This is a genomic window from Clostridium sp. AM29-11AC (assembly GCF_003480545.1).
Classification (GTDB): Bacteria; Bacillota; Clostridia; order Lachnospirales; family Lachnospiraceae; genus Otoolea; species Otoolea saccharolyticum_A.
In genome coordinates this window covers 36,549-52,156 of the sequence record NZ_QUJI01000009.1, presented here as the reverse complement: position 1 = coordinate 52,156, position 15,608 = coordinate 36,549, and the positions used below count along the sequence as shown (strand labels likewise).

Below are 15,608 nucleotides of genomic sequence, written 5' to 3'. Positions count from 1 at the left end.
CTGAAACAGTCGCGTTATTTTACCACATTTTCCAAAGTTTTGCAAGTTTGCGATTCAGGGTCCTTCCCTTAAGCTCCCTCTGTTTCGCATTCCATCTTGCTTACGGATACCTCGTAAGCCACTCGCTTCTCGCACTCCGTCTCATTCAGTTTTTTCGTGTACTCTCTGCTCTGAACGCGTCCCCACACCTTCACTCTGGCTCCCACGGCAAAGCCGGACGCGTAGCGGGCATTTCTGCCCCAGGCAATACACGGTATGTAATCTGATTTCCCATAGGGACGGTTGACCGCCAGAAGAATGTCGGCGATTTCACGTCCAAGGGGCGTTTTCCTGTAAATAGCCTCCTTGCATATATAACCGTCTAAATAAATCTGATTAGTCTTTGTGCAGTCGGTAAACTCCTCCAGAAAGTTTAATTCCCTCACAAAAACGGAGAGTACAAGACGGTTTTTCACTCCCTCGTGACAGTTATAGGAGCGGAACTGGCCGATCGCCTCCACGGTTCTGCCCCTGTAATCCTGCGTCACATCCAGAAGACGCTCTGAGATCATGAGCGGTATAATGTCCACCTGATCACTTAAACGGCTGACTGCCAGGCTTACCAGATAAAAGCCTTCTCCAAATACTTCATGGCTGAATGTAAATTCAGAGATTACTTCTCCGATCACGCTTACCTTGTTGTTTTCAATCACTTTTTCTGACATTGTACTTCTCCTCTTCCTAATTCAAATTTCATATTCAGCTTGGCTGCTAATATAATATGTATGTGATGGGTTCCAAAGAAATACTTAAAAGTGATACAAAGATTTCTACAGAAAATGACAAAGACAGGAAAAACCTGAGCATTATCCTGGCTTTTCCTGTCTCTTCCTCTGCATCAAGTATCTTTTGTTTTATCTTTTGTGTAAGCCTGTACGAAATTAACCTCTGTTCTTCTCTGCCTCTTTTCTGCTGATCATAGCCCTCTTTCTGAGGGTCGGATCCAGGATCTTCTTACGAATTCTGAGGCTTGTGGGAGTCACCTCAAGAAGTTCGTCGGTGTCAATGAAATCCAGGCACTGCTCCAGGCTCATCTCCTTAGGCGGTGTCAGTCTTAACGCCTCATCGGAGCTGGATGAACGGGTATTCGTAAGTTTTTTTGTTTTGCAGACATTGAGTTCGATGTCCTCCGGCTTTGCACTCTGTCCTACAATCATGCCGGAGTAAACCTTTACACCAGGTCCGATAAACAGGGTTCCTCTCTCCTGTGCATTGAACAGTCCATAGGTAATAGACTCACCTGCCTCGAAGGCAATGAGAGAACCCTGTTTTCTGTATGACAGCTCTCCCTTAAACGGGCCATAGCCGTCAAAGCTTGTATTAAGTATACCATTTCCCTTCGTATCTGTCAAAAATTCTCCTCTGTAGCCAATCAGACCCCGGGAAGGGATGGAGAATTCCAGCCTTGTATAACCGCCTCCGATGGGGCTCATGCCCTGGAGCTCTCCCTTTCTGCTGGTGAGCTTCTGAATAACCGCTCCCGTAAACTCCTCCGGCACATCGACGTAGGCAATCTCCATAGGCTCTAACTTTCTGTTTCTCTCATCGTAGTGGTAAAGCACCTCCGCCTTGCTGACGGCAAACTCAAAGCCCTCTCTCCTCATATTTTCAATAAGGACAGACAGGTGCAGCTCGCCGCGGCCGGACACCTTAAAGCAGTCCGGAGAATCCGTCTCCTCCACCCTGAGGCTTACGTCTGTGTTGAGCTCCCTGAACAGTCTCTCCCTCAGATGGCGGGATGTCACATATTTTCCCTCCAGTCCTGCAAGCGGGCTGTCATTGACCATGAAATCCATGGAGATAGTCGGCTCGGAGATCTTCTGGAACGGAATGGCCTCCGGCTTTTCCGGAGAGCAGAGCGTATCTCCGATATGGATGTCCGAGATTCCCGAAATGGCCACGATGGAGCCGATCTGCGCCTCAGCCACCTCTACCTTGTTTAATCCGTCAAATTCATAGAGCTTTCCGATCTTTACCCTGCGGAATTTGTCGGGCTCGTGGTGGTTTACAATGACGCACTCCTGGTTTACCTTAAGAGAGCCGTTGTCAATTTTTCCGACTCCGATACGCCCTACATACTCATTGTAGTCAATGGTACTGATAAGCACCTGAGTCTCCGCATCCGGATCTCCCTCGGGAGCCGGGATATAGTCAAGGATGGTCTCAAACAGAGGCGTCATATCCACCTCAGGATCATCCATGTTCTTCTTTGCAAAGCCTGCCCTGGCAGAAGCATACAGAAACGGGCAGTCCAGCTGCTCGTCGGAGGCATCCAGATCCATGAAAAGCTCCAGAATTTCATCGATCACATCGTCCGGCCTTGCCTCAGGGCGGTCAATTTTGTTCAGGCAGACGATTACCGGAAGGTCCAGATCCAGCGCCTTCCTCAGCACGAACTTCGTCTGGGGCATGGCTCCCTCATAGGCATCTACTACCAGGACAACTCCATTCACCATCTTGAGCACGCGCTCCACCTCGCCGCCGAAATCAGCGTGGCCTGGTGTGTCGATAATGTTGATCTTGACTCCCTTGTAAAATACTGCCGTATTTTTGGAGAGGATGGTAATTCCCCTCTCCCTCTCAATATCGTTAGAGTCCATAACGCGATCCACTACCTCCTGGTTAGCCCTGAACACCCCGCTCTGGCGCAGGAGCTGATCGACCAGAGTTGTCTTGCCATGGTCTACGTGGGCAATAATCGCAATATTTCTGACATCTTCACGCTTTGTCTTCATAATTATTTATCTCTCTCTTTCTGTAACGCCCGGCGCTTCCGCGGCTTTACGCCTATTCCGGGCTGCGGCCTCTTCTGCCGCTTCTCTCAGCTTGAATTTACACAATTTGTTATTTTAACATTATCCTTGCACAAGTTCAAGGTTATTTGGGGGAAAAATAGCGGAAAGTTACAGTTTTTCTCCAAAGGACCGGCTTTGCCCGGCCCGGGAACGTCTGCGTCTGTCCTAGAAAAAAACAATCTCTTTTCCGAGCAGGCCGTAATAGAGCTTTTCCGCCCTCTCTATAACGCATCTGCCGTTTGTCCCCTCCGTGAGCTTTGCCATAAGCGGCTCCACCGCGTCCACCGGCACCAGCAGAGTCAAAACTACCTGATCCGTATACTCGCTGTCGAGAACCGTGATATTCTCCTCCCCCAGAATGTACTGGATTTTGCCGAGGCCCGTGTAGTCCGTCTGGACGGTCAGCTTCTCCGCCAGACGCTTCTCCACGATCACACTGTTTTTAAGCCCCTCCTTGACTGCGCCTGAGTAGGCCCTCACCAGGCCTCCCGTCCCCAGAAGAGTTCCGCCGAAATACCTGGTCACCACGGCACAGCAGTTGTGGACGTCCTCCCCCAGAAGCACGTCCAGCATGGGCCTTCCCGCCGTCTGGGACGGCTCCCCGTCGTCATTGCACCGCATCAGTTCATGGTTTTCCCCAATGACAAAGGCGGTGCAGTTATGGGTGGCATCCCAGTATTTCTTTCTCATCTCGGCAATAAAGGCAAGGGCTTCCTCCTCGGATTCAACAGGGCGGACAGTGGCAATAAAGCGCGATTTTTTTTCAACGATTGTGCCCTCCCCTTCTTTATACAGAATTTTATAATTTTTTTTCATGGCTGTTTTCTCCCCGGGAACTGATTCTTTCATATTTTTTTGAGTATATTATTAAATTGGAAAGATTGCAACCTGCTTTTTCAGTGTTCACAATATCGTAAAAATTCCGGTATTTATTTATCAGAAAACTTTTGATATAATGGTAGACTGAAGGAGGCTTTCTATGAATTATGGCAGAAAAGAGACCAGACGGCAGATTATGGCCGCCGGCTCCCGAAAGAAGAAGTACGCTAATCGGCTCTTCCTCTCCTTTTTCAAGGTGTTTCTCGTGCTGTGCCTGTTTGTCTTCGTGACCGGCTTCAGCGCAGGAATCGGAATGTTCAAGGGCATTATTGATACCGCGCCCGATTTCAATGCTGAGAGCTTTGCCCCCAGCGGTTTTTTCTCAACCATTTACGACTCTGAGGGCAATGTCGTGGACACTCTGGTAGGAACGAATGCCAACCGTATTGAAGCTACCTATGATGAATTTCCAGAGGATCTGATCAACGCTTTCGTAGCAATCGAGGACTCCCGCTTCTGGCAGCACAGCGGTATTGACCTTCGCTCTATCACAAGGGCGGCCGTCGGTGTGCTGACAAACAATTACCAGGGCGGAGCCAGCACTCTGACCCAGCAGCTCATCAAAAACACTGTGTTCGGCGGCGGTATGGAAACCAGTACCGGCGCAAGGATTGAGCGAAAAATCCAGGAGCAGTATCTGGCCCTTCAGCTCACGAAAAACGTGGACAGGAAGATCATCATCACGAATTACCTGAATACCATTAACCTGGGAAGTAATACCCTGGGCGTCAAAGCCGCGGCTCTCCGGTATTTTAACAAGGACGTTTCAGACCTGACGCTCTCTGAGTGCGCAGTCATCGCTGCCATCACGAAAAATCCCTCCCGCCTGAGTCCAATTACCGGAGCTGAGGACAATGCGCAGCGGCGGTCCACGATTCTTCAGGAGATGTACAATCAGGGATATATCACGAAGGAGGAACAGGAGGAGGCTCTGGCAGACGATGTGTACTCCCGCATCCAGAATGTAGATCTGGCTGCAAAGGAGAACGATACCCCCTACTCCTACTACACAGACGAGCTTATTGATCAGGTGACAGAGGCCCTGAAGGAGGAGCTGGGCTACACGGATACCCAGGCCAGCAATCTGCTGTTCAGCGGCGGACTCAGCATCTACACGCCTCAGGATCCCCGTATGCAGGCCATTGTAGATGAGGAGATCAGCAATCCGGAAAACTATGCTCTGGCTCAGTACTCCATCGAATACAGGCTTTCCGTGACCCACGGGGACGGTACAACGGAACACTTTTCAGAGGGGCACGTAAAGAATTATTATATGGATACCTTAGGACAGAGCGGGTATACGGGGCTGTTTAAAAGCGAGGCAGAAGCCCAGGAGGCAGTTGACCAGTATAAGTCATGGCTTCTGAAGGAGGATGACAAGGTCATCGGAGAATCCCTCACAGTCACTCTCCAGCCACAGGCTTCCTTTGTCCTGATTGAGCAGTCCACCGGATATGTAAAGGCCATCAGCGGAGGCCGGGGAGAAAAGACAGCCAACCGTACCCTGAACAGGGCAACGAATGTCAAGCGGCAGCCAGGCTCCGCCTTCAAGGTCATCACATCCTTCCTGCCGGCTGTGGACACCTGCGGCGCGACGCTGGCCAGCGTATACTATGACGCGCCCTACTCCATCGGCACCAAGACCTTCCGGAACTGGTACGCCAACCGCGGCTACATGGGCTACCACAATATCCGTGAAGGAATCGCCTATTCCATGAATATCCTGGCCCTGAAGTGCCTGGTAGACACTGTGACCCCCCAGCTGGGCGTGGAATATGCGGAAAAGCTGGGAATCACCACCCTCGTGTCAGAGGACATTACCCCCTCCCTGGCTCTGGGCGGACTGACCGTGGGCGTGACGAACCTGGAACTGACAAATGCCTTTGCAACCATCGCCAATGAGGGCATTTACACAGAGCCTGTCTTCTTTACGAAGATTCTCGACCACAACGGCAAGGTTCTCATTGACAATGAGCCGGAAAAGAGGCAGGTGATCAAGGATTCCACAGCCTTCCTTGTGACAGACGCCATGGCTGACTCTGTTGTAAGCCAGAGTCTCTACGCTACGCCTGGCTCACAGCCCAGCACCACCAGCGCCGCAGCAGCCATTCCCGGCATGTCTACCTCCGGAAAGAGCGGCACGACTACGGGAAACAACGACCTTTGGTTTGTGGGCTTTACACCTTACTATACAGCAGGAATCTGGACAGGCTTTGACAACAATGGAAGCATTACGGGAGGCACCTCCTACCACAAGGTTATCTGGCGCAAGATTATGACGCGCATACACGAGGGGCTCTCTGATCCCGGTTTTAAGGTGCCTGACAGCGTAGAGCAGGTGGAGGTATGCAGGAAATCAGGCAAGCTCCCCATTGCAGGCGTATGCAGCTCCGATCCGAGAGGCAGCGCTGTCTATACGGAGTATTTCGCCAAGGGTACGGCTCCGACTGAAACCTGTGATCACCATGTGAGAGTGTCTGTCTGCGGCGTATCCGGCGGAACTCCTACCGCATACTGCCCTGCAGATCAGATTGTGTCAAAAACATTCATGTCTGTCCCTGACGAAGGCTACACAGACGATTCCAAATACGCTATGCCAGGTCCCTGTACCGTTCACACTGGTTCATCAACCATTATCGATCCGTCCGGCGGAAACGGAACAGACGTTCCCTTCGGACCCGGGTATATCCCGAGCTCCGGAAACAGCTCGCCGCCACAGGACGGAAGCGATATTCCCATCGTGCCGGCGGCTCCCAATTAGCTTTGATTCTACTCTTAGGTTCACTGACTGCAGGCTGCTTTCTGAAGATTCCGAAAGCAACACTTCCCCTGTCCGGTGAGCCGGCATAAAAAATGTCCTGGGGCGTAAGTCCCAGGACATTTTTTATGTTCTTTCTTTTGTGGTTTTCCTGTATCTATCCTGCCTGAGAGGAACCATATCCAATCATCTGAGCAGCCACCAGAAGGCAGCTTCCCACAAGCACCCACAGCAGAAACAGCTTCCACATAAATTTCATCCATTTCTCATATGGAATATTGACTGCTCCCAGATTTCCCATCAAAGCAGTCGACATGGGGATAATGTAATTGCAGAAACCATCTCCAAAATTAAAGGCCAGAATCGTTGTCTGCCTGGTGATCCCCACAAGATCTGCCACAGGAATAAAGACCGGCATGACGACTGCAGCCTGTCCGCTTCCGGAGACAATAAACACATTCACTATAATATTGGCGAGGAACATGACAGGCCCCTGAAGGTATTTTGGCACATGGTACATCATACTGCTCAGTTCATATACGATGGTATCCAGGATGCCTCCCGATGAAAGTACGACGGATATGCTTCTGGCCATGCCAAGAATCAAAGCTGCCCCTATCATCTTCCTGGCCCCTGCTGTAAAGCATCCTGCTATCTGGTTCGGAGAAAATCCTGCCAGGATCCCGCCGATGATTCCCAGCCAGATAAAAACGGCCGTATTGTCATTCAAATTCCACCCCCACTCCGTACCGCCATAGACAATGACAGCCAGAGCTCCAAAAAGAGCCAGGATCACCATGATCCGTCTCCACCCGATTTTTTCGTCTTTCTCCTCCGCCACTTCCTCCCGTCGTACCTTCTGATCTTCCAGGTACATGGGACTCAGCCGGGGATTTTGTTTCACCTTCTTGGCGTACCGAACCAAATAGGCTGCCGTAACCGTCAGATAGACGACAAAACACACTGCCCTGTAGCCAATTCCCGAATAGAGTGGGAGTTCCGCAATTCTCTGAGATACAATCGTCGTATTAAGATTCAGCATTCCTGTGGAAAAGCCTACTGCCCCTCCCAGGAGGATGAGGGCTACTCCCACGATGGAGTCATACCCCATTGAAAGAGAAAACAGGACCATGACAGGAGCAAATCCGATAAACGTATTCACTCCGATGGTCGTGCAGATGAGGGCAAAGAAAACCATTACCCCCACCAGGAACAGCTCCTCCTTTCTCGCAAAAAAGTGGGACATGCGCTTTATCACACCCTGAAGAGTCCCTGATGCCGTTATCACCTCAAAGGCAGCTCCTGAAAACAGGATCATGAGAATCAGATCCACCGACTCCGTGTACCCCTGCACCATGTATCGGGGAATACTCAGCAGGCTTTCATGTGAGGCCTCCGTAAAGTGAAAGGATTCCGGTATGATCACGGTGACTCCCCTGCTGTTTTCTGTCCTCTCAAACGTGCCTGCCGGGATAACCCATGTGAGAGCTACTGCGGCGGCCATAATAATCAGTATAATAACCAACGAGTGCGGCATAGTTAATTGTCTTTTTTCTCTCTCCATAAATCGGCGCCTCCTGATAAAAACCGCCGCAGGGCCATCTCCTATTCTGTGGTGTATCCTAATTCTTTTCTCGAATAGAAGGGAACCTTCGCTTTAAATTCTTCCTTTATCTTCCTTTGCAGTTCCTCTGAACTGAGGATGTCGTAAGCTGTCATGGCAAGTGCTTTCGCTCCTTTAATGGCCTGGTTCATGGCATGCTCCGACTTGGTGGCCTCCGCAAATTCATGGGTGTGGGTATCACAGTCACAGATTTTCAGGTAGGGCTGTATCGTCGGCACTTCCAGGCTTACATTTCCTATATCAGAAGAGCCATATTTCATATTAGGCTCCGGGTATTCCACAATCTCTCCCAGACTTTCCATATGTGACTTATATGTTTCGTCCATCAGCCTGTTGGAATAACGCTCTGTGTACATCAGGTCTGCTTCTGTCTTGGAGGTGGTGCCGAAAAGCAGATTTGCCGTGTCGATGGCTCTGTAGAGCGCTCTTTCTACTACCAGCAGATCTTTCACAATATCTCCTCTGATGCAAAATTCGCAGGAGGCATATTCCGGGATTACATTGCTGGCCTTGCCGCCCTCTATAATATATCCATTAACATTTGACTTGAACGGCAGCAGAGCTCTCTGGGCATCCATGAAATGAAAGGTGTGGATGACGGAGCTCAGCGCATTGATTCCCTCCTCCGGCCTGGTTCCATGAGCAGGTTTTCCGAAATACTCAATTTTCAGGTGCTTGACTGCCAGCCCTCCTCTCTGGATCAGGTTTCTCTTGTGGGGATGAATCATCATCGCAAAATCGACCTTCTGGAAGATCCCCTCCCGGCACATAATCACTTTTCCGCCTCCGCCTTCCTCTGCCGGCGTTCCGATGACGAGGACACGGCCGCACAGCTCCTTCAGAACCTCTCCGATCCCGATTGCCGCCCCGATCGACATGGCTGCAATGAGGTTGTGCCCGCAGGCGTGTCCCATGGGAAGGGCATCGTACTCTGCCAGGATGGCCACCACAGGTCCCCCTTCTCTTCCCTTTGCTTCTCCGATAAAAGCCGTATCCATCCCCGCAATATTCTTCCTTGTTTTATATCCGTATTTCTCCAGAATCTCTGTCAGAGCTTCACAGGCAAAATGCTCCTGAAAGGCCAGCTCCGGATGCTCGTGAAGAGACAGCGCAAGTGCCTTGATCTCTTCTGACGCCGAATCAATTTTTTTCGATATTCTTTCATACATTATTTCTGACATACCTTTTCTCCTTCACTCTGTTTTTGAAAGTCTGTCTGTGCTTACCGAATCTCTTCTTCCCCCGCCCGAAACAAAAGAGCTGCCACGTGCTTCACTGCCTCCTTGTAATCGGCAAGACGGATATTCTCATTGGGCGCGTGCTGGACCGAGCCTGCGTGGCCGCACCCGATCCCTGCGATAGGCATTCCCGACCAGTCAAATACATCCCTGGGTCCTGTCCCTGCTGCCGTGGGCAGAACTACCATCGGTTTCTCATAGACATCCTGGGCGGCTCTCGTGACCACCTGGACAAATTTTTCAGTCACCGGCGTTTTCGCAGGCGCTGCCTGACTGAACACGCAGATCTCGATGTCCTCAAAACCGTGTCTGTCCAGGTGTTCTCTCAGGAGACGGACAATTTTCTCAGGCTTCTGGGCCACCACCAGCCTGAAATCCAGCTTTGCCGACGCCTCGCACGGGGTGACAGTTTTCTGGCCCTCCCCGGTATATCCGGACACAATGCCGCAGATGTTGCAGGAAGGCTTGGTGTAGAGAGCCAGATTTACCTCCTCTCCCTTTACATCATTGACAAAACGATCAATCCCCAGCCGTTTTTTCAGTCCTTTCTCAGGAGAGGGAACCTGCTTCCACGCCTCTTTTTCCTCGCTGCACACCGGCAGAATATCATCGTAGAATCCTTCTATCAGAACATTCCCTTCCCTGTCCCTGAGGGTGTTCAGCGCCTCCACCAGTCTCCATGCAGCGTTGGGGACGATTGTTGCATTCATGGAATGGACGTCTGTCTGACCTGTTTTCACACAGAGCTGGCAGTAAAGCATACCCTTGTTTCCCAGTTTTACAACCGGATTGTCGTCCTCATCCTTGGCCGAATTCTCCCAGAGGCACGCATCGGCTTTTAAAAGCTCTCTGTGGCTGTCCACAAAGGCCTGGAAGCTGGGACTTCCAATCTCCTCCTCCCCCTCCACCAGGAACTTGACATTGACTGGAAGAGTGTGACCGCTTTTCAGGATGGCTTCTATTCCGTGGACTCTGGACAGAAGCGTTCCCTTATCATCCGAGCATCCTCTGGCATACAGGATTCCATCGTGGATCTCACTTCCAAACGGAGGATAGTTCCACTTTTCAATGGGCTCCGGCGGCTGTACATCATAGTGGTTATAGAACAGAAGGGTCTTTTCGGAGTCTCCCTTTACCTCCCCGTATACAACCGGGAATCCATTTTCATTTTCAAGGATCTGTGCCTGAATCCCTGCTTCCCTCATCTTTTCGGCCAGCATTTCGGCCGTCTCTTTCATGCCCTTGTTCTGTGCCGCGATGCTTGGCTGGGCACAGAATTTCTGGAGTTCCTCCACCATTGTGTCAAAATTCCTGTCAATATAGTCGAATGTTTTCTGCATCGCATGTACCTCCTCTAAGAAAACAGCGGGAAGATCAGCCTTGCCACCCACAGGGAGAGGAAAGCAATCACCCATGTCATCAGTATGATATACTTCTGCCTGGAAGCTCTCGTTCCGCATACGGAGATCACTCGAACCCACTGGTTAATGGTTCCTCCGATTAAAAACATCGTGGGCAGAAGGACGGTAGCCTGCATGGCGGTCAGAGAACCGTCTGCCACAAAGGAGGCGGCCAGGGCACACCCTCCGGCCCTGCTGAAAAAGACGGTTGCCAGGCAGACAATAGCGATAGGCGGCATCCCGAAAATGCCCATCACCGGGGCAAAAATCCTTGAAAACAAATCCATAAGTCCTGTAGTTTCCAGTATGTAGATAAAGGTATATGCCATGACAATGCTCGGAAGCATACTCTTTACAAATATCCCCCATCCCTTCCTCACTCCATCCTGAAAGCTATCAAATAAATTTTTTTTAGCTGTGTCCTGTCCCATGCTCCCCCTCCTCTTTCATCTGCGTCTTTCCGCCCTTTTTTCTCTCCAGGCGAATGATCAGCCTCATGAGATTCGCCTCAATAATTTTAATCACAAACAGGTAGACAAAGGGGATTCCCGCCCCCACCGTGATAGAGCCAAAAATGGAGCTGGCACCGCCGAAGTAATTGACGATAATCCCCGATGAGGAATACTGGAAGGCTGTAAACACATCCCTCTCATCCTCCGTAATTCTGCCGGATTCATAGAGTTCCCTCGTCATGGCAGAGCCTGCATCAGAGCTGCTGAGACTTCCCACCAGCGCCAGAGAGGCCTGTCCCGGCACTCCCATAATTGGTTTCATGATCGGTGTCAGAAGTTTCTCTGCTGCCTTTAAGGCCCCGAAATTTTCAAAAATCTGTATCAGCCCCATGGCCACCATGACTGTGGGCGCTAACGTGAGGGCAAACATAAATCCCTCTCTTGCGCTGTCCCCTCCTTTCCCACGGAAATCCAGGTTATCTGCTATTTTTCCGAAAGAGCCCAGCAGGTTTGAGAAATCCAGTACCTTTAACGGCCCCTGTGCATTGGTAAACGCCCCGGAGAAAATCAGAATCGCCACAATCAGCATCGCCACCCCCAGCGGAGACAGTCTGTTCGTTTCCTTCTTGCCATCCATACTTATTCTCCCTTCTCTTTTTTATTGAAGCTTCAATAAAATACTACTCCTTTTTTATTGAACTGTCAATAATTTTATTTGAAAGTTCAATAATTTTACATAATCTTAACCAGGGTTGATCCCCACCGATTCGTCTGCTTATTCTGTTTTATACTGATATTTCCCAAACATCCTCTCTCCTTCACATATTGGTCAGGGCTGGAGTCTATTATTGACGATTCAATTATTTTATCCATTGATTTTTAGTCCTATTTCCGATATGATAATAATGTAGACAGCTCTCTTGAGCTCTTGTTTTTCCGGGATAAACGCAGCAAGGACAGGCTTTTGCTTGAGCTGACCGGCTCCTTGCCTTTCCCCGGCATTCTGCACGAAAACAGTGCACAGACCCTGGAGAGGGTCTATAAACACTACTACTAAAATACACAGGGAGAATGTCATGATATGGATGTATATGAATTAAGAAATATCACACGGTGTATGCTGGATATTTGCAGATGCCTTGATGCAATCCGCGAAGGGCAGTTTGCCAAATTCGGCCTTACCAGAGGACAGCATTCATTTTTAACCAGGATATCTGAAAACCCGGGAATCAACCAGGAAAATCTTTCCTATCTGTTAAAGGTTGATCGATCCACCACAGCAAAAGCATTAAAAAAACTGATTGAGAAGGGATACATTAAAAAAATTCATCCTGAAAACAATAAGAAAGAATGGATCCTCTTCGTCACAGAGGAGGGGGCATCTCTGAATGAAAAGATGGAAGATCTGGTAATCAACCCTCTGATCCAGCTTTACCAGGGCGTATCTGATCGGGAGATTACCCGCCTCTATAAGACCATGTCGCTGATGGACACGAATATTGTGGCAGCATATCTCAATTACAAGAATTCCAGCTTCTTAGAGTAAGCCTGAAGCCACCTTCACAGTAAATACCGCTGCATCTCTGTCCTATATGGCTGCCGCAGCGGTATTTTCCTGTCTTTTTTATTCTTTCATTTTGGGCTTAAAGATCAGTGCCGCCAGGTATCCGAACACCAGCGCTCCGGCGATTCCTGCTGCCGAAGCAGTGAAACCTCCTTTGAAGATCCCGAGAACTCCTTCCTCTCCGAAGCCCTCAAGCACTCCCTTCCAGAGCGTATTTCCAAAGCCCAGAAGGGGCACCGATGCGCCTGCTCCGGCCCAGTCGGCAAAGGGGCCGTAGATTCCGAGACAGCCGAGAACCGCCCCGGTCACCACCAGGAGTACCATAATCCTTCCCGGCAGCATCTTTGTCTTTTCCATCAGAATCTGAGCGGCGGTACAGATCAGTCCGCCGACTATAAATGCGCGCAAATATTCCAACTTTTATCTCTCCTTTCCGCCCTTTTCATATCCCCTTCCTGAAGGTCTTCTCTTTGCTGCATTTTCTTCTGCCCCGCAGCTTGCGCTTTCCACATGCTCCAAAATCACTCCATGGGAGATTCCCGGCACGCTCTGCCCCTCGTTAAAACTGATCTGGGACAGCAGAGCCCCTGTCGGCAGAAACAGCACCCTCTTCCAGGTTCCATCCTGAATTTTAGGCAGGATATAGGAGCACAGCGTTACGGCAGCGCAGCCGCAGCCGCTTCCTCCGGAGTGGGTGTCCTGGGTGGACGCGTCGAAAATCTTCATGCCGCAGTCCATGTGAATGCCTCTGACATCATATCCGGCCCGCTCCATGAATTCAAACACAATTTTCTGCCCCACAATCCCCAGATCTCCTGTGATTATCTTATCGTAGTAGCTCTGATCCACCTGAAGATCCCTGAAATTTCTGAGAATCGTGTCCACGGCAGCCATGGCCATGGCTGCTCCCATATTCATGGAGTCGTGAATCTGCATGTCCACGATTTTTCCGGGAGTAAACCCGGCAATCTTCGCTTTGGGAGCTGTTTTTTTCTGCGCTTTCCCCCATTCCCCGCTTCCAACCAGGGCACAGCCGCATCCTGTCACTGTCCAGGTGGTTGAAAACGGCCTCTGGTTCCCATAGGCAAGCGGAAAACGGAATTGGCGTTCCGCGCTGGCAAAATGGCTGGATGCCAAAGCCATGGCGCTGTCTGCAAATCCTCCGCTGACTGTCATAGCCGCCAGACCCAGCGCCTCTCCCATGGTGGAGCAGGCTCCATACAGGCCAAACAGCGGAATTTCCAGCTCCATCACCCCGAATGAAGTAGCCACACTCTGTCCCAGCAGATCCCCTGCAAACAGGTACCTTACGTCTTCCCGCCTGTATCCTCCCTTTTCCAGATTAAGGAGCGCCGTCCTGCGCTGCAGTTCGCTCTCCGCCGCCTCCCAGTTTTTCTGGCCGAACATGGGATCTGCCTCTATCTGATCAAAGCAGCTTCCCAGAGGTCCCTCTCCCTCCTTCTGTCCCACAATGGAAGCGGCAGAAAAGATGTACGGGGCCCTGTCAAATATAATACTTGCTTTTCCCTTCTGCATATTGCCCTCCGTATCAGTCATTCTGGCAGGATATTTCCTGCTTTTCTTATTCTCCCCAGAGGGCAGAATTATATTCTGCATCAGGATACGGCCGCAGCGCCTGAAGCCGCAGCTTTTATGAGCATACGTCCCGGGAACAGAGAGCGGCCTTCACTTTTATTCCTGATTCGATTCCAGATTCTATTCCGGAATTCTCCCATGACTTTTGAATTCCCTCGGAGAGCAGCCGAAATATCTTCTGAAATTCTGAAAAAAATAGGAATAATCGTAATATCCAAGCTGTTTGGCAATCTCATTGGCCCTGTTTCTCGGATCTTCCATCAGCGTTCTCGCCCTCTCCATCTTCGCCATTGTCACATAGGTTACGTATCCTGTCCCTGTTTCGCGCTTAAATTTCTTGCTGAAGTAGGAATGTGACAGGGAGAGTTCCTCACACAGTACTGTGAGGGAGAGCTCCTGTTCCAGATGGCTGTCAATGAACCGGAGCGCCTCTCTGATAAAGGGAGAGTAATTCTGCATGCCCGAGCGGATGCGCTGAAGCTCAGAAAGCGTGCGATCGGAGACAGCCCTGGCATCCTTTCTCTCTGCCCGCTTTGTCCCCGGCTCTTTGCCTCTGTCATCTGTTTCAGGCCGTTCGCCCTGATTTTCAGCTCCTGTCCGCTCCGGCAGGCTGCTGTTTCCAGACAGTCTCTTCTGCTTTGTCAGCCCGCCTGATTCAGAACGCATAATTTCTTCCCTGCCGTCTCTTCGTTCCTGTTTTTCCTGTGCCAGACGGACTATCTGCCGCCTCTTTATTTCCAGCCGGTCCAGAACCCAGAGGATTCCCTCCTCCAGTTCATCCATCCTGGGCGGCTTTGTCAGATAGAGCGCTGCCTCATACCGGATGGCCCGGCAGGCCTCCTCAAAATCCCGGCAGGCGCTTAAAATAATAACGAGCGGCCGCTTTTCCTGCTGTCTTTCATAGAGAATCCTGAGGAAATCATTCTCTTTTTCTCTGCCGATCCTCATGTCAGTAATGACAAGATCCGGTTTTTCTGTCTGCACAAGAAAAAGGCCCTCTTTTATACTGAGGGCCGTTCCGGCCAGCCTGCACCCCAGGCGGTTCCACTCCACCCCGGTTTTCAAAAGCTCAACCGTCTCTGTATCGCCGTCTACTACAATCACTGAGTACATAATCTTATCAAGTCCTTTATGCTGTTTTCTGTCTGTTTTCTGTCCTCTCGTGTCTTTTGCATCATCCCGGCATTATCTGCTGCCGTCGGGGAACCATGCAGGAATACCCCTGTCATCTATTATCTCCTCTATCATAGTTCCCCCAACAGC

At 50.5% G+C, this 15,608-nt stretch carries 13 protein-coding genes; 2 read left to right on the top strand and 11 right to left on the bottom strand.

From position 1 onward, the window contains the following. Positions 1–68: 68 nt before the first annotated feature. From DW757_RS08540 to DW757_RS08530, 3 genes are all read right to left on the bottom strand, one after another. Positions 69–704 carry a single-stranded DNA-binding protein gene (locus tag DW757_RS08540; RefSeq protein ID WP_008396143.1) on the bottom strand — a complete coding sequence of 212 codons (636 nt, stop codon included), beginning with the start codon at positions 702–704 and terminating at the stop codon, positions 69–71. A 216-nt stretch (positions 705–920) separates the two neighbouring features. After that, positions 921–2,774 (bottom strand): translational GTPase TypA, encoded by a 1,854-nt coding sequence (gene typA / locus DW757_RS08535; RefSeq protein WP_008396145.1) that lies wholly within the window; start codon positions 2,772–2,774, stop codon positions 921–923. A 225-nt stretch (positions 2,775–2,999) separates the two neighbouring features. Next, on the bottom strand, positions 3,000–3,650 hold the full coding sequence (locus DW757_RS08530) for a YigZ family protein (RefSeq protein WP_044930687.1): 651 nt from the start codon (positions 3,648–3,650) through the stop codon (positions 3,000–3,002). Between the two features lie 163 nt (positions 3,651–3,813). Between DW757_RS08530 and DW757_RS08525 the strand changes: the two genes are divergently transcribed. Next, the gene (locus DW757_RS08525; protein ID WP_118751489.1) at positions 3,814–6,474 is read left to right on the top strand and encodes a transglycosylase domain-containing protein; all 2,661 of its coding nucleotides are present in this window, start codon (positions 3,814–3,816) and stop codon (positions 6,472–6,474) included. 154 nt (positions 6,475–6,628) lie between these two features. Here the strand turns inward: DW757_RS08525 and DW757_RS08520 are convergent, their stop codons facing one another. Genes DW757_RS08520 through DW757_RS08500 form a run of 5 tightly spaced genes read right to left on the bottom strand, consistent with a single transcriptional unit; the run spans position 6,629 to position 11,822 of the window. Next, positions 6,629–8,035, bottom strand: coding sequence for a Na+/H+ antiporter NhaC family protein (locus tag DW757_RS08520; RefSeq protein WP_182433277.1), 1,407 nt, complete (start codon positions 8,033–8,035; stop codon positions 6,629–6,631). Between the two features lie 41 nt (positions 8,036–8,076). Next, positions 8,077–9,276, bottom strand: a complete 1,200-nt coding sequence (locus tag DW757_RS08515) for a M20 family metallopeptidase (protein ID WP_207665905.1) — start codon at positions 9,274–9,276, stop codon at positions 8,077–8,079. Positions 9,277–9,317: 41 nt separating this feature from the next. Continuing rightward, complete coding sequence (locus tag DW757_RS08510; RefSeq protein ID WP_015544106.1) at positions 9,318–10,673, bottom strand: M20/M25/M40 family metallo-hydrolase; 1,356 nt, start codon at positions 10,671–10,673, stop codon at positions 9,318–9,320. A 14-nt stretch (positions 10,674–10,687) separates the two neighbouring features. After that, positions 10,688–11,164 carry a nucleoside recognition domain-containing protein gene (locus tag DW757_RS08505; protein WP_015544107.1) on the bottom strand — a complete coding sequence of 159 codons (477 nt, stop codon included), beginning with the start codon at positions 11,162–11,164 and terminating at the stop codon, positions 10,688–10,690. Continuing rightward, complete coding sequence (locus tag DW757_RS08500) at positions 11,145–11,822, bottom strand: nucleoside recognition domain-containing protein (protein WP_015544108.1); 678 nt, start codon at positions 11,820–11,822, stop codon at positions 11,145–11,147. Before DW757_RS08500 ends, DW757_RS08505 begins: the two co-directional genes overlap by 20 nt. 444 nt (positions 11,823–12,266) lie before the next feature. Here DW757_RS08500 and DW757_RS08495 point away from each other — a divergent pair, with 444 nt between their 5' ends. Beyond that, on the top strand, positions 12,267–12,731 hold the full coding sequence (locus tag DW757_RS08495; RefSeq protein ID WP_015544109.1) for a MarR family transcriptional regulator: 465 nt from the start codon (positions 12,267–12,269) through the stop codon (positions 12,729–12,731). A gap of 78 nt (positions 12,732–12,809) precedes the next feature. Here the strand turns inward: DW757_RS08495 and spoVAE are convergent, their stop codons facing one another. The 3 genes from spoVAE to DW757_RS08480 all read right to left on the bottom strand — a co-directional run bounded on the left by spoVAE (position 12,810) and on the right by DW757_RS08480 (position 15,458). Further along, complete coding sequence (gene spoVAE / locus DW757_RS08490) at positions 12,810–13,166, bottom strand: stage V sporulation protein AE (RefSeq protein WP_008396150.1); 357 nt, start codon at positions 13,164–13,166, stop codon at positions 12,810–12,812. A 3-nt stretch (positions 13,167–13,169) separates the two neighbouring features. After that, entirely contained in the window at positions 13,170–14,285 is a 1,116-nt protein-coding gene (locus DW757_RS08485) for a stage V sporulation protein AD (RefSeq protein ID WP_227910065.1), read from the bottom strand. A 180-nt stretch (positions 14,286–14,465) separates the two neighbouring features. Then, positions 14,466–15,458 carry a helix-turn-helix domain-containing protein gene (locus tag DW757_RS08480; protein WP_015544110.1) on the bottom strand — a complete coding sequence of 331 codons (993 nt, stop codon included), beginning with the start codon at positions 15,456–15,458 and terminating at the stop codon, positions 14,466–14,468. Positions 15,459–15,608: the final 150 nt, after the last annotated feature.